The 21846-nt window shown below is 51.6% G+C and carries 17 protein-coding genes and 1 rRNA gene; 10 read left to right on the plus strand and 8 right to left on the minus strand.

Annotation, left to right across the window (positions count from 1 at the left end):
* Positions 1-25 precede the first annotated feature (25 nt).
* Both deoC and deoR read left to right on the plus strand, forming a co-directional pair.
* On the plus strand, positions 26-703 hold the full coding sequence (gene deoC, locus ACL2XO_RS00930; RefSeq protein WP_132924167.1) for a deoxyribose-phosphate aldolase: 678 nt from the start codon (positions 26-28) through the stop codon (positions 701-703).
* A gap of 45 nt (positions 704-748) precedes the next feature.
* Positions 749-1522, plus strand: coding sequence for a DNA-binding transcriptional repressor DeoR (gene deoR, locus ACL2XO_RS00935; RefSeq protein WP_132924166.1), 774 nt, complete (start codon positions 749-751; stop codon positions 1520-1522).
* A gap of 218 nt (positions 1523-1740) precedes the next feature.
* Here deoR and typA read toward each other — a convergent pair whose 3' ends face one another.
* A complete protein-coding gene (typA, locus tag ACL2XO_RS00940; protein ID WP_413726140.1) occupies positions 1741-3564 on the minus strand; it encodes a translational GTPase TypA in 1824 nt (607 codons plus the stop codon).
* Positions 3565-3940: 376 nt separating this feature from the next.
* Between typA and glnA the strand changes: the two genes are divergently transcribed.
* The 4 genes from glnA (at position 3941) to ACL2XO_RS00960 (ending at position 8218) form a co-directional block, all read left to right on the plus strand.
* Positions 3941-5350: a glutamate--ammonia ligase gene (gene glnA, locus ACL2XO_RS00945; protein ID WP_132924164.1), complete on the plus strand. Its 1410-nt coding sequence runs from the start codon at positions 3941-3943 to the stop codon at positions 5348-5350.
* Between the two features lie 140 nt (positions 5351-5490).
* A complete protein-coding gene (glnL, locus tag ACL2XO_RS00950; protein WP_132924163.1) occupies positions 5491-6540 on the plus strand; it encodes a nitrogen regulation protein NR(II) in 1050 nt (349 codons plus the stop codon).
* A 7-nt stretch (positions 6541-6547) separates the two neighbouring features.
* The gene (gene glnG, locus ACL2XO_RS00955) at positions 6548-7960 is read left to right on the plus strand and encodes a nitrogen regulation protein NR(I) (RefSeq protein ID WP_132924162.1); all 1413 of its coding nucleotides are present in this window, start codon (positions 6548-6550) and stop codon (positions 7958-7960) included.
* A 135-nt stretch (positions 7961-8095) separates the two neighbouring features.
* Positions 8096-8218 (plus strand): YshB family small membrane protein, encoded by a 123-nt coding sequence (locus ACL2XO_RS00960; protein ID WP_165934192.1) that lies wholly within the window; start codon positions 8096-8098, stop codon positions 8216-8218.
* Between the two features lie 120 nt (positions 8219-8338).
* Here the strand turns inward: ACL2XO_RS00960 and hemN are convergent, their stop codons facing one another.
* Both hemN and yihI read right to left on the minus strand, forming a co-directional pair.
* The gene (hemN, locus tag ACL2XO_RS00965) at positions 8339-9712 is read right to left on the minus strand and encodes an oxygen-independent coproporphyrinogen III oxidase (RefSeq protein WP_132924161.1); all 1374 of its coding nucleotides are present in this window, start codon (positions 9710-9712) and stop codon (positions 8339-8341) included.
* Positions 9713-9894: 182 nt separating this feature from the next.
* Positions 9895-10428 carry a Der GTPase-activating protein YihI gene (gene yihI / locus ACL2XO_RS00970; protein WP_413726141.1) on the minus strand — a complete coding sequence of 178 codons (534 nt, stop codon included), beginning with the start codon at positions 10426-10428 and terminating at the stop codon, positions 9895-9897.
* Positions 10429-11198: 770 nt separating this feature from the next.
* Here yihI and yihA point away from each other — a divergent pair.
* Positions 11199-11813 carry a ribosome biogenesis GTP-binding protein YihA/YsxC gene (gene yihA / locus ACL2XO_RS00975; RefSeq protein WP_243701602.1) on the plus strand — a complete coding sequence of 205 codons (615 nt, stop codon included), beginning with the start codon at positions 11199-11201 and terminating at the stop codon, positions 11811-11813.
* A 339-nt stretch (positions 11814-12152) separates the two neighbouring features.
* Here yihA and polA read toward each other — a convergent pair whose 3' ends face one another.
* From polA to ACL2XO_RS00995, 4 genes are all read right to left on the minus strand, one after another.
* Entirely contained in the window at positions 12153-14942 is a 2790-nt protein-coding gene (gene polA / locus ACL2XO_RS00980; protein WP_132924158.1) for a DNA polymerase I, read from the minus strand.
* Between the two features lie 493 nt (positions 14943-15435).
* Complete coding sequence (dsbA, locus tag ACL2XO_RS00985; protein ID WP_132924157.1) at positions 15436-16065, minus strand: thiol:disulfide interchange protein DsbA; 630 nt, start codon at positions 16063-16065, stop codon at positions 15436-15438.
* A 20-nt stretch (positions 16066-16085) separates the two neighbouring features.
* Positions 16086-17072 (minus strand): serine/threonine protein kinase, encoded by a 987-nt coding sequence (locus ACL2XO_RS00990; RefSeq protein ID WP_413742011.1) that lies wholly within the window; start codon positions 17070-17072, stop codon positions 16086-16088.
* A gap of 86 nt (positions 17073-17158) precedes the next feature.
* A complete protein-coding gene (locus ACL2XO_RS00995; RefSeq protein ID WP_132924155.1) occupies positions 17159-17428 on the minus strand; it encodes a YihD family protein in 270 nt (89 codons plus the stop codon).
* Positions 17429-17720: 292 nt separating this feature from the next.
* Here ACL2XO_RS00995 and mobA point away from each other — a divergent pair, with 292 nt between their 5' ends.
* The 3 genes from mobA (at position 17721) to ACL2XO_RS01010 (ending at position 21196) form a co-directional block, all read left to right on the plus strand.
* Complete coding sequence (gene mobA / locus ACL2XO_RS01000) at positions 17721-18293, plus strand: molybdenum cofactor guanylyltransferase MobA (RefSeq protein WP_413743016.1); 573 nt, start codon at positions 17721-17723, stop codon at positions 18291-18293.
* Between the two features lie 22 nt (positions 18294-18315).
* On the plus strand, positions 18316-18834 hold the full coding sequence (gene mobB / locus ACL2XO_RS01005; RefSeq protein ID WP_413742012.1) for a molybdopterin-guanine dinucleotide biosynthesis protein MobB: 519 nt from the start codon (positions 18316-18318) through the stop codon (positions 18832-18834).
* Between the two features lie 565 nt (positions 18835-19399).
* Positions 19400-21196: an inverse autotransporter beta domain-containing protein gene (locus ACL2XO_RS01010; protein WP_413726143.1), complete on the plus strand. Its 1797-nt coding sequence runs from the start codon at positions 19400-19402 to the stop codon at positions 21194-21196.
* Between the two features lie 516 nt (positions 21197-21712).
* Here the strand turns inward: ACL2XO_RS01010 and rrf are convergent.
* Positions 21713-21828, minus strand: a 5S ribosomal RNA gene (rrf, locus tag ACL2XO_RS01015).
* Between the last annotated feature and the right edge of the window lie 18 nt (positions 21829-21846).

The following is a 21846-nucleotide window of genomic DNA, read 5'->3' on the forward strand; positions in this document are numbered from 1 at the left end:
CATCATCCCTCACGAGGACGCACTCATGAACAAAACAGAAATCGACTTTCCCCGATATATCGATCACACCCTGCTGGCGATGGACGCCACCGAGGCGCAAATAGCCGCTTTATGCGAAGAAGCAAAGCAGTATGGCTTTTATGCCGTCTGCGTAAATTCCGGTTATGTGCCGTTCGCCGCCCGTGCGCTGCAGGGAACCGACGTTAAAGTGTGCTCGGTGGTGGGTTTCCCTCTGGGAGCCGGCCTGACCGCCGCCAAGGCTTTTGAAGCAAAAGCGGCCATCGAAGCCGGGGCCGGGGAGATCGATATGGTGATTAACGTCGGCTGGCTGAAAAGCGGGAAAATCGACGCGGTAACCGCCGATATACAGGCAGTGCACCAGGTTTGCGCCGCCACACCATTGAAGGTTATATTGGAAACCTGCCTGTTGAGCGAAGAGCAGATCGTGCAAGTTTGCCAGATTTGCCGCGAACTTAAGGTGGCCTTTGTGAAAACGTCCACGGGTTTTAGCACCGGCGGCGCCCGGGAACAGGACGTCAGGCTGATGCGGCAGACCGTTGGGGCGGACGTAGGCGTCAAGGCATCCGGCGCCGTTCGCGATCGTCAGACCGCGCAAACCATGATACTGGCCGGCGCCACCCGTATCGGCACCAGTTCCGGGGTAAGTATTGTGACGGGCGCAGCAGCCACCGGCAAATATTGACTGTTCACACCGGCGAACATTGGAACAATTGACGCAGGGTACACTATGGAAACGCGGCGCGAAGAAAGGATTAACAGGCTGATACAGGCTTTAAAGCGGGAAGACAAAATCCATCTGAAGGATGCCGCCGTCCTGCTGGGCGTATCAGAAATGACCATCCGCCGCGATCTCAGCGCCGAGCCGGCGCAGGTGGTTCTGCTGGGGGGATATGTCGTCAACGATCCGAAAAACAGCTCAGTCACCCACTACTTTGTGTCGGATCAAAAAGCCAAGCACGTTAAAGAAAAAAGCATTACCGGCCGTATGGCGGCCCAAATGATTGAAAAAGACGACACGGTTTTTTTTGATTGCGGAACCACCACGCCATTCATTATCGACGCCATCAACCAAGACCTGGCATTCACCGGCATTTGCTACTCGCTGAATACGTTCCTGGCATTGCAGGATCTGCCCAACTGCAAAGTCATACTGTGCGGCGGTGAATTCCATCCGGCCAACTGCATATTCACTCCACTGACCCAATATTCCATTCTGGATAACATCTGTCCCGACAAGGCGTTTATTTCCGCCGCCGGGATAGATATTCACTACGGTGCGACCTGCTTCAATTTTGATGAGCTCACCATGAAGCACCGCGCTTTATCCCTGTCGCAGCAAGGAATTCTGGTGGCCGATCACAGCAAGTTCGACAATATCAAACCCGCCTGCATCGGCACCCTAACCCTCTTCGACACCCTTATCACCGATCAGTCCCCCCCGCGCAAATTCCACGACTACTGCCAGCAGCATAATATCGCCTTGATCTATCAGCCAGACTGACGAACCCGCCAACTCCGAAGCTGTACCGAGCGTGTTAAGGGAGACCGTGACAATGGGGTCGTAGCGGCCATCTGGTGGCCGCCGAGCACCCCATGGCGCGGTAAGCCCGCCAACTCCGAAGCTGTACCGAGCGTGTTAAAGGGAGACCGCGCCGATTTTCGGCAAAAAAATACCGGTCCATCTGCATGGACCGGCATCTTGTCTTCTCGTGCCTAAGATCAGACTTCTTTGCTGGAACGATTGGCGCGCTTACGATCGTTTTCAGTCAGATAACGTTTACGCAACCGAATGGAATGGGGAGTCACTTCCACCAGCTCATCATCATCAATAAATTCCAGCGCTTGTTCCAACGACAGCTTAATCGCCGTCACCAGCGTAGTGGCTTCATCGGTACCTGAAGCGCGCATGTTGGTTAATTTCTTGCCGGTCAGGCAGTTGACGGTCAAATCATTAGAACGGGTATGAATACCGATAATCTGGCCTTCATACACTTCCGCGCCGTGGCCCAGGAACAAGCGGCCGCGATCCTGCAGGCTGTACAGGGCGTAAGCAACCGCTTTACCCTGGCCGTTGGAAATCATCACGCCGTTCTGCCGCTGGCCGATTTCACCCGAACGCACATCGTCATAATGACTGAACGACGAATACAGCAGGCCGGTGCCGGAAGTCATGGTCAGGAACTCGGTACGAAAACCAATCAGGCCACGGCTGGGGATAATATAATCAAGACGGATACGGCCTTTGCCGTCCGGCAGCATATCGCGCATCTCGCCTTTGCGCATGCCCATCGCTTCCATCACCGGACCCTGGTTCTGCTCTTCGATATCAAGCGTAACCTGTTCGAACGGCTCCTGTTTTTTACCGTCAACGGTACGGTAGATAACCTTCGGACGGGAAACGCCGATTTCAAAACCTTCACGGCGCATATTCTCGATAAGCACCGACAAATGCAGCTCGCCGCGGCCCGACACCAGGAAGGTATCCGGGTCTTCGGTTTCTTCCACCCGCAGCGCCACATTATGCACCAGCTCTTTGTTCAGGCGCTCCAGGATCTGGCGGGACGTCACGTATTTGCCTTCTTTGCCGCAGAACGGCGAGGTGTTAACCCCAAAGGACATAGAGACGGTAGGCTCGTCCACGGTCAGCGGCGGCAGCGCTTCAACCTGGGCCGGATCGCAGATGGTATCGGAGATATTCAGTTCACCCAGACCGGTCAGGGCAATAATGTCACCGGCTTCAGCCAGTTTGGACTCGATACGCTGCAGGCCCATATGCCCGAGCACCTGACCCACTTTGCCATTGCGGCGCTTGCCTTCGTGGTCAATGATGGTCACTGCCTGGTTCGGTCTGACCGAACCGCGTTTGATGCGGCCGATACCGATAACGCCAACATAGCTGTTGTAGTCAAGCTGGGAGATTTGCATCTGGAACGCACCGTCGCTATCAACGTTGGGCGCTTCGACATTCTTCACGATCGACTCGAACAGCGGCGTCATATCCTCGGCCATGTTTTCATGTTCATAGCCTGCGACCCCGTTCAACGCGGAGGCATATATGATCGGAAAATCCAGTTGCTCATCGGTTGCGCCGAGGTTGACGAATAAATCGAACACCTGATCCACCACCCAATCGGGGCGTGCTCCGGGCCGGTCTACTTTGTTGATGACCACAATAGGCTTGAGACCGTAAGCAAAGGCTTTCTGGGTCACGAAACGGGTTTGCGGCATGGGTCCGTCCATGGCGTCCACCAGCAGCAGCACCGAGTCCACCATGGACATGACGCGCTCAACCTCACCGCCGAAATCGGCATGTCCGGGGGTATCAACGATATTGATACGGTACCCGTTCCAATTGATAGCGGTATTTTTCGCGAGGATGGTAATTCCCCGTTCTTTCTCCAAATCGTTGGAGTCCATCACGCGTTCGGTGGCGTCATTGCGGTCACCCAATGTTCCGGATTGTTGCAACAGCTTATCGACCAGGGTGGTTTTCCCATGGTCGACGTGCGCGATGATGGCGATGTTACGCAAATTTTCGATCACAACTTTGCCTCAGGCATTAGAAATAGCGCGTTATTGTACACGTTATAGGCGAAGGACTAAACAAGATCGCGCTGTTCTCTGCATTTGCGTCATTTTCAGCGCCCCATCATCCCTTTATCAGTGCAATGTTTCAATTATTCGCACGCATTGCACCAAAATAGTGCCCACTCAGCGCACAAATGCACTAAAATAGCACCCCCCCCCCAATCTGGTGCAGCTTGGCAACCGTTAAAAGGCCGCAATTCGGCGCCTCGCGTTCATTTAGCAATGTTGGCACAGTTTTAGCTTAGTTAAGCTTAGCCTAGGTAAGTTTAAAAAATCCATACCATACGATTTCGTTCCACGACGACAATGGCACATCCGGGAGAATATAAGTATGTCCGCTGAACACGTTTTGACGATGCTAAATGAACACGAAGTCAAATTCGTCGACTTGCGTTTCACTGATACGAAAGGGAAAGAACAGCACGTCACAATACCGGCCCATCAGGTGGATGCCGATTTTTTTGAAGACGGCAAAATGTTTGACGGTTCTTCAATCGGCGGCTGGAAAGGCATCAACGAATCAGACATGGTGCTGATGCCCGATGCAAGCACCGCCATGCTTGACCCGTTCTATGAAGAAACCACACTGATCATCCGCTGCGATATCCTTGAACCGGCCACCATGCAGGGTTACGATCGCGATCCGCGTTCCATCGCCAAGCGCGCTGAAGATTTTCTGAAATCATCCGGCATCGCCGATACCGTTTTTTTCGGACCTGAACCTGAATTCTTCCTGTTCGACGATATCCGTTTCGGTTCCTCCATTTCCGGTTCCCACGTTGCCATCGACGACGTCGAAGCGGCCTGGAATTCCGACAAGGTTATTGAAGGCGGCAACAAAGGCCACCGTCCGGGCATCAAAGGCGGCTATTTCCCCGTACCGCCGGTGGATTCATCACAGGATTTGCGTTCCGCCATGTGTTTGACCCTGGAAGAAATGGGTCTGGTGGTGGAAGCCCATCACCATGAAGTGGCTACCGCGGGCCAGAACGAAATCGCCACCCGCTTTAACACCCTGGTGAAAAAAGCCGACGAAATTCAAATTTACAAGTATGTCGTGCATAACGTCGCCCACGCCTTCGGCAAAACCGCGACCTTTATGCCCAAACCGATTTTCGGCGATAACGGCTCAGGCATGCATTGCCATATGTCTTTAAGCAAAGACGGCAACAACCTGTTCTCCGGCGACAAGTACGGCGGCCTGTCCGAAACGGCGCTGTTCTACATCGGCGGCGTAATCAAACACGCTAAAGCCATCAATGCGCTGACCAACCCCACCACCAACTCATACAAACGTCTGGTCCCGGGGTATGAAGCGCCGGTGATGCTGGCCTACTCCGCCCGCAACCGTTCCGCCTCAATCCGTATTCCGGTATCGCCGAGCCCGAAAGGACGCCGTATCGAAGTGCGCTTCCCGGATCCGGCCGCCAATCCGTATCTGGCCTTCGCCGCGCTGCTGATGGCCGGACTCGACGGCATCATCAACAAGATTCATCCCGGCGATGCCATGGACAAGAATCTGTACGATCTGCCTCCGGAAGAAGCGAAGGAAATTCCTCAGGTATGCGGATCGCTGGATGAAGCCCTGGCATCCCTCAGCGCGGATCGCGAGTTTTTGACCCGCGGCGGCGTCTTCACTGACGATACCATTGATGCTTACATCGAGCTGCGTACTGAAGAAGTTGACCGCATCCGTATGACGCCGCATCCGGTGGAATTCGAGTTGTATTACAGCGTTTAATTACATTGTGTTTTTTGTTGCCGTGGAAACTTTCAGCCCATCTTCGGATGGGCTTTTTTCTCCAGCAAACCTTGCGCGTAGCCATGCGCAATATTATCTAATGGACTAAAATGCACTAGAATAGTGCGGGAGACTGCTTTATGGCTACAGGCTCATTGCCCGATGCTGGGCAGATCCTAAATTCGTTAATAAACAGCATATTGCTGCTAGATAACGATCTTGCCGTTCATTACGCCAACCCGGCGGCGCAACAGCTGCTGGCGCAAAGTTCCCGTAAGCTTTTCGGTACGCCGTTGCCTGAATTAATGGGGTATTTTTCCCTCAACGTCGAATTGATGCGCGAAAGCCTTAATGCCGGACAAGGGTTTACCGATAATGAAGTTACCCTGGTGGTGGACGGACGGGCGCATATCCTTTCCCTTACCGTGCAACGCCTGCCGGAAGATTATTTCCTGATGGAACTGGCGCCGATGGACAATCAGCGGCGTCTGAGCCAGGAACAAATCCAGCATGCCCAGCAGGTGGCGGCGCGGGATCTGGTGCGCGGGCTGGCCCATGAAATCAAAAACCCCCTCGGCGGATTACGCGGCGCGGCGCAGCTGCTGGCAAAGGCGCTCCCCGATCCCTCCTTGCTGGAATATACCAAGGTCATCATCGAGCAGGCGGATCGCCTGCGCAACCTGGTGGATCGACTGCTGGGACCGCAGCAGCCCGGCATGCACGTGACGCAAAGCATCCATCAGGTGGCGGAACGGGTGTTTCAACTGGTCTCGCTGGAAAAACCGGACAATGTGACCTTGTTGCGGGATTACGATCCCAGTCTGCCCGAATTAGCCCACGATCCCGACCAAATGGAGCAGGTATTGCTGAATATCACCCGTAATTCGCTCCAGGCTTTGGGCGAAGACGGGGGAACGATAACCATCCGGACCCGAACGGCTTTCCAGCTTACGCTGCACGGCGTGCGCTATCGATTGGTAGCCCGTATCGATATTGAAGATGACGGCCCCGGCGTTCCCGCGCAATTGCAGGATACGCTTTTCTACCCGATGGTCAGCGGCCGCGAAGGAGGAACAGGCCTGGGGTTATCCATCGCCCGCAGTCTTGTCGATCAGAATTCGGGGAAAATTGAATTTAACAGTTGGCCGGGCCATACCGAATTTTCGGTTTACCTGCCTATTCGCCAGTGAGGTCACTATGCAACGAGGGATAGTCTGGATCGTCGACGACGATAGCTCCATCCGCTGGGTGCTCGAACGCGCCCTCACTGGAGCCGGGTTAACCTGCGCCACCTTTGAAGGCGGTAGCGAAGTGCTGGATGCGCTATCAACCCAAACCCCGGACGTGTTGTTATCGGATATCAGGATGCCCGGTATGGACGGTCTGGCGTTACTGAAACAGATCAAGCAGCGTCATCCCATGCTGCCGGTCATTATCATGACCGCCCATTCCGATCTGGATGCCGCAGTCAGCGCTTACCAGCAGGGCGCGTTCGATTACCTGCCTAAGCCTTTTGATATCGACGAAGCCGTCGCGCTGGTGGAGCGCGCGGTCAGCCATTATCTCGAACAGCAGCAGCCGGCGCGCGTCCAGCCCGCCAACGGCCCCACCACCGATATTATCGGTGAAGCGCCGGCCATGCAGGACGTTTTCCGCATTATCGGCCGCCTGTCCCGCTCCTCCATCAGCGTGCTGATCAACGGCGAGTCCGGTACCGGTAAAGAGCTGGTGGCCCATGCCCTGCATCGCCACAGTCCGCGCGCCAAATCCTCGTTTATCGCGTTGAATATGGCGGCCATTCCGAAGGATTTGATTGAATCGGAACTGTTCGGCCATGAGAAAGGCGCGTTTACCGGCGCCAATCAGGTCCGCCAGGGTCGGTTTGAACAGGCGGACGGCGGCACCCTGTTTCTGGATGAAATCGGCGATATGCCGCTGGATGTGCAAACCCGCTTGCTGCGGGTGCTGGCGGACGGTCAATTCTATCGGGTGGGGGGCTACGCGCCGGTCAAGGTGGATGTCAGGATCATAGCCGCCACCCATCAGAATCTTGAATTACGCGTCCAGGAAGGCAAGTTCCGCGAGGACCTGTTCCACCGGCTCAACGTAATCAGGGTGCACCTGCCGCCGCTGCGCGAGCGCCGGGAGGATATCCCGAAACTGGCGCGCTATTTCCTGCAGGTGGCGGCGAAAGAGCTGGGCGTGGAACCTAAAATCCTGCACCCGGAAACCGAAACCGCGCTGACCCGTCTGTCCTGGCAGGGCAATGTTCGTCAATTGGAAAACACCTGTCGCTGGCTCACGGTAATGGCCGCCGGCCAGGAAGTCTTGATCCAGGATTTGCCTCCGGAGCTGTTTGAAAGCACCACGCCGGACGCTTCGGTACAATCCCTGCCCGACAGCTGGGCCACGCTGCTGGCGCAATGGGCTGACCGCGCGCTGCGTTCCGGTCATCAAAATCTGCTGTCGGAAGCGCAGCCTGAGATGGAAAGGACGCTGTTGACCACGGCGTTGCGACATACCCAGGGACATAAACAGGAAGCGGCGCGATTGCTGGGCTGGGGAAGAAATACCCTGACGCGTAAACTGAAAGAACTGGGCATGGAATAACCCCGGCCGCCGGCGCTGTTGATCAGGCTTGTTGATGATTAAAAAAGCGACGGCGCCAGCAAAAATGCGGTTATTTTACTCTTTACATCCCGGGCTGACACAGTATGATCTTGTCGCTGACCCGGGAGGAAGACCATGTTGAATTCGTTGATCGCTTTGGTGACACACGGCGCGGATATGACGGCCGCCGCCGGCCATGCACCTCAGACGGCGCTGGCTGCGATACTCTGCGCTGCCCTGATCAATTTTTTTAGCTAACCGGCCGTCTTAGTCTTACCGGCCAAATTGCGAATCCATTCTTGAAATCCACCGTCAGGTGGATTTCAAGCTTCGTGTCGTCATGCCCCATTACACCGGCACCGCTCGCCCCCTCCCCGTTCAAATCACCTGAGAAAACTGGCGCTGGCGCAGCTTGTCACGCAAATAAACGTCAAAACACATACAGATATTGCGTATCAGCAAACGCCCCTTCGGGGTCACATTGATATCCCGGTCCGTTATGTCCAGCAAGCCGTCCCGCTCAAGGGGACGAAGCTGTGCCAGATCCTCGGCGAAATAGTCGACGAAACGGATGCCGTAACGGTTTTCCAACGCGTCAAAATTGATGGAAAACTGACAAATTAGCGCTTTTATGACATCCCGGCGCACGCAATCATCGGTGGTAAGGGCCACGCCCCGCCATAACCCGTTGCCCTGACGGGAGACGCTCTCGGCATAGCTCTTCATCTCTTTCTGGTTTTGCACATAACTGTCGCCAATCATGCTGATGGCCGATACGCCCATACCCAGCAATTCGCAGTCGCCGCGGGTGGTATACCCCTGAAAATTACGATGCAGCCGGCCGGCCCGCTGCGCAACGGCCAGTTCGTCGTCCGGGCGGGCAAAGTGATCCATACCGATAAACTGATAACCCGCGTCGCACAGGGTGGCTATCGTATGCTGCAGAATATCCATCTTCTGCGCGGCGCCCGGCAAATCCTGCTGTTTGATTTTTCTCTGGGCGGCAAACAGCGCCGGCATATGCGCGTAGTTGAATACGCTCAAACGCTGCGGGTTCAATTCGATTATCCGGCCCAGGGTATGCAGAAAGCTTGACAGGGTCTGGCTCGGCAGACCATAAATCAAATCGATATTGGTGGAAAGAAAGCCGAGCTCCTTTGCCCGCTCCAGCAGGGCGAAGATCAGCCCCTCATCCTGCTCCCGGTTCACCAGCCGCTGGACCTCCTTATCAAAATCCTGCACGCCCATGCTGATACGGTTAAAACCCTCACCGTGCAGGTGATCGATCATATCCAGGGCGATTTCCCGCGGATCGATTTCAATAGAGAGTTCGGCCCCTTGGGCAAAATCAAACTGCTCGCGCAGCAGGGCCATCAACCGGGATATTTGCGCCGGCGTAAGGAACGTCGGCGTGCCGCCGCCCCAATGCATCTGCGTAACGTGGCGGTGACGGAACAGCGGCGCGCGCTGACGGATCTCCTGTGCCAGGGTATCCAGATAACGCTCGACCCTTTCCGGCTGGCGGGTCACCATTTTATTGCAGGCGCAGAAATAACACAGCTTATGGCAGAAGGGGATATGGAGATATAACGATAGCGGACGATCCGGATAACGCTCCAGCGCGCGTTTAAACGCCGGTTCGTCGTAGCGCTCGCTGAATTCCAAGGCGGTAGGGTAGGAAGTATAACGCGGGCCCGATTGGTTATATTTTTGAATCAGGGCCGAATCCCATTCTATCGTTGACACTGACATGGCTGCTTACTCCTTCCGAATTTTCCGCCGACTCCGCCTGGCGGGCATAGCCGGCCGCCGTGCGGCGGCACGGGCCGAGCGTAACCGGTCTTTACGCCGCGAGAGCCGCCATAGTTTACTCAATAACCACACCAAATAACATGTCAGCGGCACGGCAATCAGCAGAAGCAACATGCAGCAGCCTAAAAGGAGTCCTTCTCAAAACCCCGTTTCAGCAACTGCAGCATATCCTCGTTTTTGGTCTCTTCTTCTTCGTCTTCATCGTCCAATTCTATACCCAGCTCAGTCATGAGCTGATCGATGCGATCCAGTTTCTCATCCACATAGGCCTGTTCTTCGGCGGACAGGATTTCGTCCTGTTCCAGCCTTATCAGCAGCGCATCCAGGCGGGTATCGTTTTCCAGGCTATCCAGTTCCGCCTGCGGAGAAAGAACCTCGGCGGGGATGATAACCTTGGGCGCCGCCGGTTTGGCCACGGCGCCGGCGGCGATCAACGGCACCGGTTTTTTACTGCCGATACGGGGATCGGCATTTGCCGACGTGGAGGAGCGTCCGCCGCTCTTGTTGCCTTCCTGGGACCGTGAACCGGCGGCCAGGCCGCGACGTTTTTTCTGACGCTGGCGGGTGCGGCCTTCAATATTCAGCTCTTCTCGTGTCTTGCGTTTGTTCCTGGCCGCGGCAGGTCTACCCCGTCCGCTTTTGGTTGTTGGTTTCATGATGTCTGCTCTTGGCTAGCGTTAATTAAGTATATACCCTTCACCTTTCGAGTTGCCGCCTTGCTGCAATTCGAAATCTATTGGGTATAGAATTGCGGCGGAATCTATCAGAAACCCAACAAATAAAAAAGGTGGCAATTATTCTGCCACCATAACATGAAGGTGCTTCGCGAGAAAAACCATCCTCCGGCGATGAACCTGACGGTCCACATCCTGTGTTTGAAGGTCGTCGCTGCGATGAAGATGTATTCTACGCTATACGAAGCAGATTGGTTAGAGTGTATTCCTTTACACGCCCATCCTGGGCCGCTTTACTTCCCTGAAAAGAGTATTGAATCGGCATAGGGCTACCAGTTTGCCCAGCCTGTGTGCAACTTTATCGTCTAGATGATTTTTTGAGGCGCTCCTTGCCTTGTCATCTAATGTAACCGCGTAAAAATAACCCGCAAGACGACCGGCAGGAGCAAATAGGGCGCTAAACTGAGAGTTAATTAATTAACACTATGATTTATAATATATTAATTTTTATAAAAACGAGATTACGTTACGGACAACGAGCAAATTTCCTACACCATAAATATCCTAAAAACCTCATCTTAGTACCGAAAGGTTTAAAAGAAGCCGCAGACGCCCATCAAACACATTGATTGCTGCAAGATAGCCGCAAGATAAAAACCGCATCTGACGCCATTACCCGTATAATCGACATTAAGACGGTGCTAAGTCATCCTGAGAGAGAGGAAATTTTGGCCACACTATTTAATTACCACATGACCCATTTTGTCATGAGCGCGCCGGATATCCGCCATTTGCCCACCGATGCCGGTATCGAAGTCGCCTTTGCCGGACGCTCCAATGCCGGTAAATCCAGCGCCCTGAACACACTGACCAACCAAAAAGGTCTGGCCAGGACCAGCAAGACGCCGGGACGTACCCAGCTTATCAACCTGTTTGAAATCGAGCCCGAGCGGCGCCTGGTGGATTTACCGGGTTACGGTTACGCTGAAGTCCCCGAGGAAGTAAAGCTCCATTGGCAACGCGCCCTGGGAGAGTATCTGCAAAAAAGAAACAGCCTGAAGGGTTTGGTGGTGATGATGGATATCCGCCATCCGCTAAAGGATCTTGATCAGCAGATGATCAAGTGGGCGGTGAGCGTCGCCATCCCGGTGCTGATTTTACTCACCAAGGCCGATAAACTGGCTTCCGGAGCACGCAAAGCGCAGCTTAACCAGGTGCGCAAAGACGTCCTGGCATTTACCGGCGATATTCAGGTGGAAGCGTTTTCGTCGCTGAAAAAAACCGGCGTGGATAAGCTGACGGAAAAATTGGACAGCTGGTTTGGCGAAACCACGCAGGCAGAGGACATAACGCCCGACGCGCTCTGAGGAAATTGAAACGGGTAAGGGCGGCTTCGCAAACAGGGGGGGCGCCAAGGCGCTCCGCCTCTGGCCGCGAGGCTTTATTGCGCCCAATAAAAAACGCCCCAGCCAATAATGACTGGGGCGGCTAATATTTAGCCAAATCCGATTACGTGAAGTAAAAGGTCTGAAAGATAGAACATCTTACCTCTGTACCCTACGACTCTAACTTTACATCAATTTTTGTCGGGGCAAAAGAATTTTTTGTTGTTAAATTTCATTTATTGCTATTGCAAGTGCGATTATAACTGTCCACATCACATATTTGTGTAGCTTAATTACAAAAAAAGCTTATTGATTCGCCACTTAGTGAGCTTGATCCCAATTCTCACCCAAACCCACATCAACCTGCAGCGGCACATCCAGCGCGTAGCACCCTTCCATTAACGATTTGATATGCGCCGATGCCGATTCAGCCGCGTCCCGCTGTATTTCAAAAACCAGCTCATCGTGCACCTGCATAATCATACGCACCGGCGGCTGCTCTTTTTGCAGCCATGCATCAATGGAAATCATCGCCCGTTTGATAATATCGGCGGCGGTGCCTTGCATCGGTGCGTTTATCGCCGCCCGTTCGGCGCCTTTTTTGCGTGCGCCGTTGCGGGAGTGAATGTCCGGCAAATAAAGACGGCGTCCGTCCAGGGTGGAAACATACCCCTGCTCGTTAGCCTGCTTGCGGGTACGCTCCATATAGGCCAGGACGCCTGGATAGCGCTCGAAGTAGAGATTCATGTATTTTTGCGCTTCCGAACGGGGCACCGAAAGCTGGCGCGCCAGTCCGAAAGCGCTCATGCCGTAAATCAGGCCGAAGTTGATAGCCTTGGCGCTGCGCCGCTGTTCTTGCGTCACCTTCTCAAGAGACTGGCCGAACACTTCGGCGGCGGTGGCCCGATGGATATCCTTGCCTTCGGCGAACGCCTTGAGCAGCCCCGCATCCCGGGACAGATGGGCCATAATGCGCAACTCGATTTGCGAGTAATCCGCCGCCACGATGACCGACCCTTCGGGCGCGATAAACGCCTGCCGGATACGCCGGCCTTCGTCGTTGCGCACCGGGATATTCTGCAGGTTGGGATCGCTGGAAGAAAGCCGGCCGGTAGCGGTAATCGCCTGGTGATATGAGGTATGCACCCGTTTCGTCAGCGGGTTGATCATCAGCGGCAGCTTATCGGTATAGGTGGATTTCAATTTCGCCAAACCACGGTGTTCAAGAATCAGCTTCGGCAGCGGATAATCCAGCGCCAGCTCCGCCAATACCTCTTCACCGGTGGACGGGGCGCCGCCGGGGGTCTTTTTCAGGATGGGCAGCTTCTGCTTGTCGTAAAGGATCGCCTGCAGCTGTTTGGTGGAAGAGAGATTAAAGGGTTCTCCCGCCAGAATATGGGCCTCGTTCTCCAGCTCCCCCAGCCGCTTGGTCAATTCCACCGAATGGGCCGCCAGGATGTTTTCATCAATCAGCACGCCGGTGCGTTCGACACGTGACAGCACCGGCACCAGCGGCATCTCGATTTCTTCAAAAACTTTTTTCAGGCCTTTGTCCTGCTCGATCTGCGGCCAGAGCTTTTCATGCAGCCGCCAGGTGACATCCGCATCCTCCGCCGCATAGGGCGCCGCCTGTTCCATCGCGATTTGATTAAAGGTCAGCTGGTTTTTGCCCTTACCGGCAATATCCTCAAACCCCACCGTCGTATGCTGCAGGTAACGATCCGCCAGGCTGTCCATATCGTGACGGCCGGATACGCTGTTGAGAACATAGGATTCCAGCATGGTATCGAATGCGATGCCCGCCAGTTCGATGTCGTAACGTTTTAACACGCCGCGATCGAATTTCAGGTTTTGGCCGACTTTACGCAGCCGGGGGTCCTCAAGCAGCGGCTTAAGCCGGGCAAGTACTTCGTCAAGATTCAGTTGGTCGGGCGCATCCAGATAATCATGCCCCACCGGCAAATAGGCCGCATCCCCCGGAGCGGTAGCGAAAGAGAGCCCCACCAGATTGGCCGTCAGCGTATCGAGACTGTCGGTTTCAGTGTCGAAGGCAAACAAGCCGGCCTGTTTGATTTTATCCAGCCATTGCTCCAGGCTCGCCATGGTCTCAATGATTTGATAACCCGCCTGGGATAACTGTTCCGCGGGCACATCCGCGTCAGGTGCCGCGGGCGCGTTGAAGGGGGTACGCAAAGCCGCCGCCGGCGTTTTACGGCCCTGTAACCACTTGCCGTCTTCCACATCCGCCAGCCAGCGTTTAAATTCGTATTTTTTGAACAGCTGCCGCAACTCATCCGCATCGGGCTCGCTGACCGTCAGCCGATCGAAAGGCAAATCCAGCGGCACATCGGTCTTGATGGTGGCCAATTGATAGGAGAGATAGGCCAGCTCTTTATTTTGTTCCAGCTTGGGCGCCATGGTTTTCGCCCCCCGGAACGCCAACTCCGCGACGCCGTTCAAATCGCCATAGATATTGTCCAGACTGCCCATCCCCTGCAGCAGCGCCTGGGCGGTTTTTTCACCCACGCCGGGAACGCCGGGGATATTATCCGAACTGTCCCCCATCAGGGCCAGATAATCGATAATCCGTTCCGGCGGAACGCCGAATTTCACCTTCACTTCCTCCGGCCCGAGAATGGTGTTGGACATGGTATTGATAAGCGTAATCATCGGCGTCACCAACTGCGCCATATCCTTGTCACCGGTACTGATCAGGACTTCACGTCCGGCGCGCTCGGCTTCCAGGGCCAAGGTGCCTATAACATCGTCCGCCTCGACGCCGGATATCGCCAATAACGGCAGCCCCATGGCTTTAACCATATTGTGCAGGGGTTCGATTTGGCTGCGCAGGTCGTCCGGCATCGGCGGTCTATGGGACTTATAATGTTCGAACAGCTCATCGCGGAAAGTCTTGCCTTTGGCATCAAATACCACCGCCACATGGCTGGGACGATATTGTGTCAGAAGACTGCGCAGCATGTTTAAAACGCCGTACATGGCGCCGGTGGGTTCGCCCGCGCTATTGGTCAGCGGCGGAAAGGCATGATAAGCGCGGTAAAGATAAGAGGAGCCATCCACCAAGATCAAGGGGTTGTCTGCGATATGGGCCATAGCGTAATTCGTTCTTTTTGGTCGAAAGACATAGGGTATAGCATGCCATAGCTGGCCGCCAGTGACGAACGTTAGCGTATCATAAGGCCGATAAAAATACTGAAGTTAGACCCGGATCCCCAGGATCATGCTGTGGATAACTTTGTGAGTAAAAAGATTTTTAAAGATTTATATATTCTTTGAAGAGCAATGCTTTAATAAAAAAATCATATATATCATCCAATTAGAACATTGCATTTGCTAATTGCTTATATTACATAGGTATTCCCGGTTTGTGGATATTAACTTAACCTTTCCCATGCCGTTTAATGACCGTTAAACTTAAGCCTGAAAAGAATATACATAAAAATCAATTTTCGACAGGCCGATTCCGGAAATAACTTACTGATGCCAATGGCGGCAATTGTAAACCGCACCACCAACTGAAAGACGTCTATTGTCCCTCATCCGAGGTGCGGTTCACATGACCGGCACTAAAACGCAGGAGAGAATGTTATTGTTGCGTCAGCAAAAACTTCACCACATCAGCGAACTGTTTAACATAGATATCCATGGAAGAGGTATCCAGGCCGTCATTTTTGACCATGTATTTTCCATTAACAAATATGGCGGGAACCCCGCGCAATTGCAGATCGGCTGCCGCTTTTTCCTCTTGCACCACTAATGATTTGACTACAAAACTATTTAAAGCAGAATCATATTCCTCGCCGCTTACGCCCGCTTTGATAAAGACATCGCGAATATCGGCCGGTGACTGAACGGTCTGGGTTTTCTGCACGGCTTCAAACATCAGGGGGCTGACTTTATCCTCAACGCCCAGCGCCATGGCCACTGCCCAGGCCTGGGTTAATTCCTTACCCAAAGGTCCAAGAAAATCAACGTGGTACTTGGTCATTTTGGTGCCGGCCGGCAGCGCTTGCCTGACGCTGGCGGAAATATGATAGGTTTGCTCGAATTCATAGCAATGGGGGCAATAAAAAGAGAAAAATTCCAATACTTGCGGTTCGCCGGTTACTGGCTTGTCAAGCTGGACATATTGCTGCCCTTCCGTAAATTGCGCAGCGGATACACTGAATGCAACAGCCATTAGAATACCCATTAACGCAAACCAAATTTTTTTCATATAAATGTTCTCTCTAAAGTTTAATACGAAGGCATAAGCTGTAACGGCGGCTCCCGTAATACCTTTACCTGTTCCGTAAAGATCACGGTTTGCTGCTCCCAAAATCCAGCTTCCACCATCCATGGGAAACTATGGGGGAACGCAGGATCGCCCCATCGCCTGCTGATCCAGGCAAGGTAATAGATCATGCGCATTGCGCGCAACGGCTCCATCAAGGCCAATTCACGCGGATTAAAAACCATGAACTCCTGGTAGGCGTCAAGTAAAAGTGACAATTGGTACTGCTGTTCCATGCGATCGCCATTGAGCAGCATCCAGAGATCCTGAACTGCCGGGCCGTTGCGTGCATCATCCAAATCGACAAACATCGGTCCGTCGCGCCACAGAATATTGCTGGCATGCAAATCGCCGTGCAAACGCAGCGGGAGCCAGTCATCACGCCAATATATCTTCACTTCGGCAATCAAAAGATCCACCGCGCGTAAAAATGCTTCCTTTTGCTTGCCGGCGATGAGGGTGCTCTGCTCCAGCTCGCGCCTGGGTTCGTACAGATACTCTTCCAATGAAATAGTGGGGCGGAAGGAGAAACGTTTTTCACCGTTATGGCGATGAATCCGGCCGATAAAACGGCCCACCCACTCCAGCTGCTCGTCGTTATCCTGCTCGAATTGCCGGCCGCCGACGCTTGGGAAAACGGCAAAACGAAAGCCTTCATGGTTCAACAGCGTCGAGCCGTTGATGCGCATCGGCGGGACCACAGGAATCTCCGCTTCCTCCAGTCCGAGCGACAGTTCGTGCTCCTCCAGGATTTGCTCGTCAGACCAGCGTTCAGGACGATAGAATTTCACCACGTAACGTTTTCTGTCTTCATCCAGAAACTGATAAACGCGGTTTTCATAGCTATTGAGCGCGGTTAGGCCGGAATCAATACGCAAGCCGACACTTTCCAGGGCATCCATAATCAATTCCGGCATCAACGTCTTGAAATTAAATGCTGTTATGTTCATAAAACGTTTTATCTATTTTAAGCCAGTAATAGACCAGACAGGTTGCCGGCAGGAACAACCGGGAGACTCTTTTTAGCAAGCAACATCTACTCTTTGATAATGCCGCGGGCCCGAAGGATGGCGGTTTTGAAGTCTTCTTCGTAATCCTTCTGCAAGCCGGGAATCATCTCGGCCTTGTCCGCGTCCCGCATTTTCAGGTGGTAAATCAGCGTATCGTCGGTGATTTCCGCCAGGCCGCCCTGATAACCGGCTTCATCAGCCAGTTTTTGCAAAAATTGCAGCAGATTGAGATCGGATTCTTTTCTCCAAGCGGGATGAAGAAGCTCGATAAGTTCGTCAACGCGATGATATTTCATAATCCAATCCTTCTGATGGTATCGGTCATAATGTAGCAAGATCCGCCGGGGGGGATAAACATCAATGTTAAGTAACCCCGGAAACATTGTATCTTAATATGTGGGCGACCAGCATACAGCATTTGGCAAACAGCGACTCCTTCCTAAAGAGTCGACGCGGCAATGCAGCGCTGATCTCGAATCTGGCTGTGTTAAAGACGTAAACCGCTTACAGGTAAACGCAACTTTTCCAAAAGCTGGTATCTTTAGCAGTAACGGCCAAACAATAAGAAATCTCCGGGAGACAACCATCATCAGCATATCAATAACCGGTGTCATCCTGGCGGGAGGACGTTCGAGCCGCATGGGCGGTGAAGATAAAGGGCTGATATTGCTCAACCAGCGGCCTCTTTACCGGCATGTCCTCGACCATCTGGCCGGGCAGGTGTCTACAGTCATTATCAATGCCAATCGCCATCTCGACCAATACCGGCAAAGCGGCCTGCAGGTAATTACCGACACGCTGCCCGATTTCCAAGGTCCGCTGGCCGGCATGCTCGCAGGCCTGAAAGCCGCCGGCACCTCATGGATAGTGTTCGTCCCCTGCGATGTACCGGTTTTCCCGGCTGATTTAGTTGCGCGTTTATGGGAAGGAAAAGGGAATGCCGATGCCGCTTTCGCCCATTCCGGTGAGCGCGATCATCCGGCTTTCGCGCTCCTTAACCGCTCGCTGATCCCGGCATTGGAAGATTTTCTATCCCGAGGAGAACGTAGGGTGATGTTGTTTTTCATGCAGGTTAACGCCGCAAGGGTTGTTTTTACGGCGCGGCATCCCGCCTTTTCAAACCTGAATACGCCGCGGGATATAGCAGACTGGCGTCAGTAAACGCCCATTGAGGATAAACATCATGGAAAAATCGCATCCGCCGCTATTGGCGATTACCGCATTTAGCGGGACAGGCAAAACAACATTATTGAAACAGCTCATACCCTTGCTCAATCAGGTGGGCGTTCGAGTCGGGCTCATCAAACACACCCATCACAAGGTCGACGTGGATACCCCGGGAAAAGACAGCTATGAATTGCGCAGAGCGGGTGCTCGGCAAACCATGGTGGCCAGTGACGCCCGTTGGGCACTAATGACCGAAAATCAGGATAATGAAATGCCCGCCCTTTCATGGCTGGCGGCACAAATGGACCCGAGGTTAGTGGACCTTATCCTGGTGGAAGGCTTTAAAAATGAGCCGGTGCCTAAAATTGCCCTATTCCGCTCGGATACCGGCAAGGACTGGCGCCCGTTGATTGATGAATACGTCATTGCGGTGGCCGGGGATGTAAAAGTGGATATGACATTGCCGGTGTTGGATATCAACCAGCCGGAAAGCATAGCCGCATTTATCAGCGAATGGTTGGTTGATAACCGATAGGATCTGATGCCATTTAACTATATAACCTTAAAGGTTACGAAGGTCATGCTTCGTTAGACCTTGACTTGTCCTTTTGAAAGATCCTTCACTTCAATTAAGCGTTTACGTTACGCAAATAAGCAGAAATATATTTTTATTATTTGATAGTCTTTCAACATTACCAATATACAAAATTTTTCTGTTTAAAATACCATCTAGACTTGAAAAATTAATGTGATCCAGACATTACTATTATTATTTTTATGAATAGGTTCTTTACCCATCATGCCTTTTTATGCTATTTATTGCCCGCTTTAAAAAATATGAGCGCACTCAATGATATAATTTTATATTTAAATATAATCACTTGGAATGATTTATATGGAGTATATATCGGCTAGAAACCACGAAAATACTTAATCTTTTAATGTGTTCAATTATTTTATAATTGAATTAATTTTCCTTTATCGTGTGAAGGTATTCCTATGATTCTCTTTTGTTAGAGTTATATTGCTATTTATCGTTTTACACCAACACGTAGTACAAAAACTTTCTCAAATCAAAACAAAGAAAATACTGAACAACTATGATCGCTTTCAAATGGTATGTCACTGTCATAAGTATGGCCGCCTTGCTGGTGGGCTGTTTATCTACGGAAAAGAAAAAAAAAATTGATAAAAACTCAATCCCAATGGGTCTAACACAGGATAGAAATCCATCAAATACTCATCAAAACGCATCGAATGCCCATGCCAGAAGAAAAAATCACAAGGAAATAGCGGAAGATAACGAAATAGAGGTAGTTGGCACAAGCCTTCACCAGAAGCAGAATGGCTATTCTTCAGAAGATGTTTCTACTCGTGAATCGGAGGAAAAACAGGGGTCGGCAGTCATTCATCTTCCATTGTTAGCCAAGTCGCTAAAATCTGCCTCCTTTGATTTCCTTTTGCCATTGAATAACGATGACGATAATTTAATCTTCAGCCAAATCGGAGCACGCCGCTACGATGGAAGAAATATTGTCAATTTTGGCGTAGGACAGCGGCACTTCTTCGACAGTTGGATGCTGGGTTATAATACTTTTTACGATAGGCAGATTTCAGGAAACCAGCATCAGCGATTAAGCGTTGGATTGGAGTTATGGAAAGATTACTTGAAATTTTCATCTAATAGTTACCACCGAATATCAGGTTGGAAGCCTTCAGCCTACCTTGACCGAAGTGTTGAACGCGTGGCCAAGGGCTTTGATCTGCGCTTGGAGGCGGCTTTATCAAGCTATCCCCAAATATCAGGTAATCTCAAATATGAACAGTACTTTGGCAGTCAGGTAGCAACGACCAATAGCCATGAACGGTACGATAATCCATCGGCATTTACTGCAGGCATGTCTTATACACCTTTCCCGTTAGTATCCCTTGGATTAGACCATTCTCGTTGGAATAATGGTAAGAACGACAATAAACTGAATTTATCCCTCAACTATAAAATCAACGTTCCGCTATCAAAGCAACTTGATTCTAGAATGATGCCACAGTTCAGGACATTATCGGCACAACGTTTGGATTTGGTCGATAGAAACCATAATATTGTCCTTGAACATAAGGACAAAAACATTGGCGATGCGATAAAACTCACGCTTCCTGCTGAATTCAAGGGTATTGAAGGCGAAAGAAAACAGGTCTATTTATCCATTACGTCGAAATACGAGATAGATCATGTCAAATGGTTTGCCGAAGATTTTATATCTCGTGGCGGGTCAATTACCACTAATTCCCCTTTAGATTACCAGATACAGTTGCCACAATTTGCTAACCAGGGCATAAACCAATTTGTCATCCAGGCCACCGCTTATGATAAGAAAGGCAACTCCTCAACTCCTAGCCAAATGACAATCTATACTGAGCGCTATACTCCCACTCAACTCGAAACTAATATTCCTCAATCACTAGCGGTACAAGAAAATATTACAAAAGAGGAACAATTAGTGGATCCTATCGATAACCTTAATGAAGAAGAGGATGATGATAATGATTTGAAGTCTGATAAATACGATAATTATTACCCCTCCCCGGATGAGGAAGATGAAGATCATCTATATGACACTGCGTATGAAACAGATTCGGATTCAAATGAGAGTCTTAACAATATTTCACTTTCTGATATTGATGATGATAATCCTTACACAGAAGAATCCACTACTGATACCGATTATGATTCCGGCTGGACTGATAGTGAAAATGAGAATATCGGTTCCAAACCTCTATTATCTTCGTCCTTTACCGAAGAGGATAAAAATAAACTAAACGACATTTTAAAAAATATTTCTGAAGAAGAAAAAAATAACTTAGCTGATAAACTCAGAGAGGTCTTAGAAAACAATTAAAAATCTCAAACCGATTTTAGTAATGGACTACCTCCACAGGTAACTTACGAGCAATAAAAGAAATCAACGGTCATTCATAATGATATTTCGGAAACCAAAGGCCTTACAATGGAGTAAGAAATCAAGAAGCATAGGGGAAAAAGAGGTTGGCCATATTTTCTAAGGTCAGTTTTGATGACAACTCTGACGAATTATGAAATGATGAATAAATCCTTATATTAAGTCTCCATTAATTCGTGCCTTTTTTGTAATCATTGTCTCCCTAAGATGCGGCTTAGACACCCAATGGAGTCAAGGGCAAAAAAGGCCACGAAGAAATTTTTGATGGAGTGGCATTCTCGCAGTTTATGTCCGCTTGCGCAGGTCTGTTACGGCTGGCGCAGACGGCTCCATTGAACCGGCTCTGCCGGTTGACCCACTTTAGGCTATTACATGAACTGATGGAGTAACGAACCGCCTGGTTTAGCAGGCAGAAAAAAGCCCTCTGTTTTCACAGAGGGCTTCGTTCAATTGGATGCCTGGCAGTTCCCTACTCTCGCATGGGGAGACCCCACACTACCATCGGCGCTACGGCGTTTCACTGCTGAGTTCGGCATGGGGTCAGGTGGGACCACCGCGCTAGTGCCGCCAGGCAAATTTCTCGTCTCTTC

It is taken from the genome of Sodalis sp. RH15 (assembly GCF_047324255.1).
GTDB classification, from domain to species: Bacteria; Pseudomonadota; Gammaproteobacteria; order Enterobacterales; family Enterobacteriaceae; genus Acerihabitans; species Acerihabitans ligni.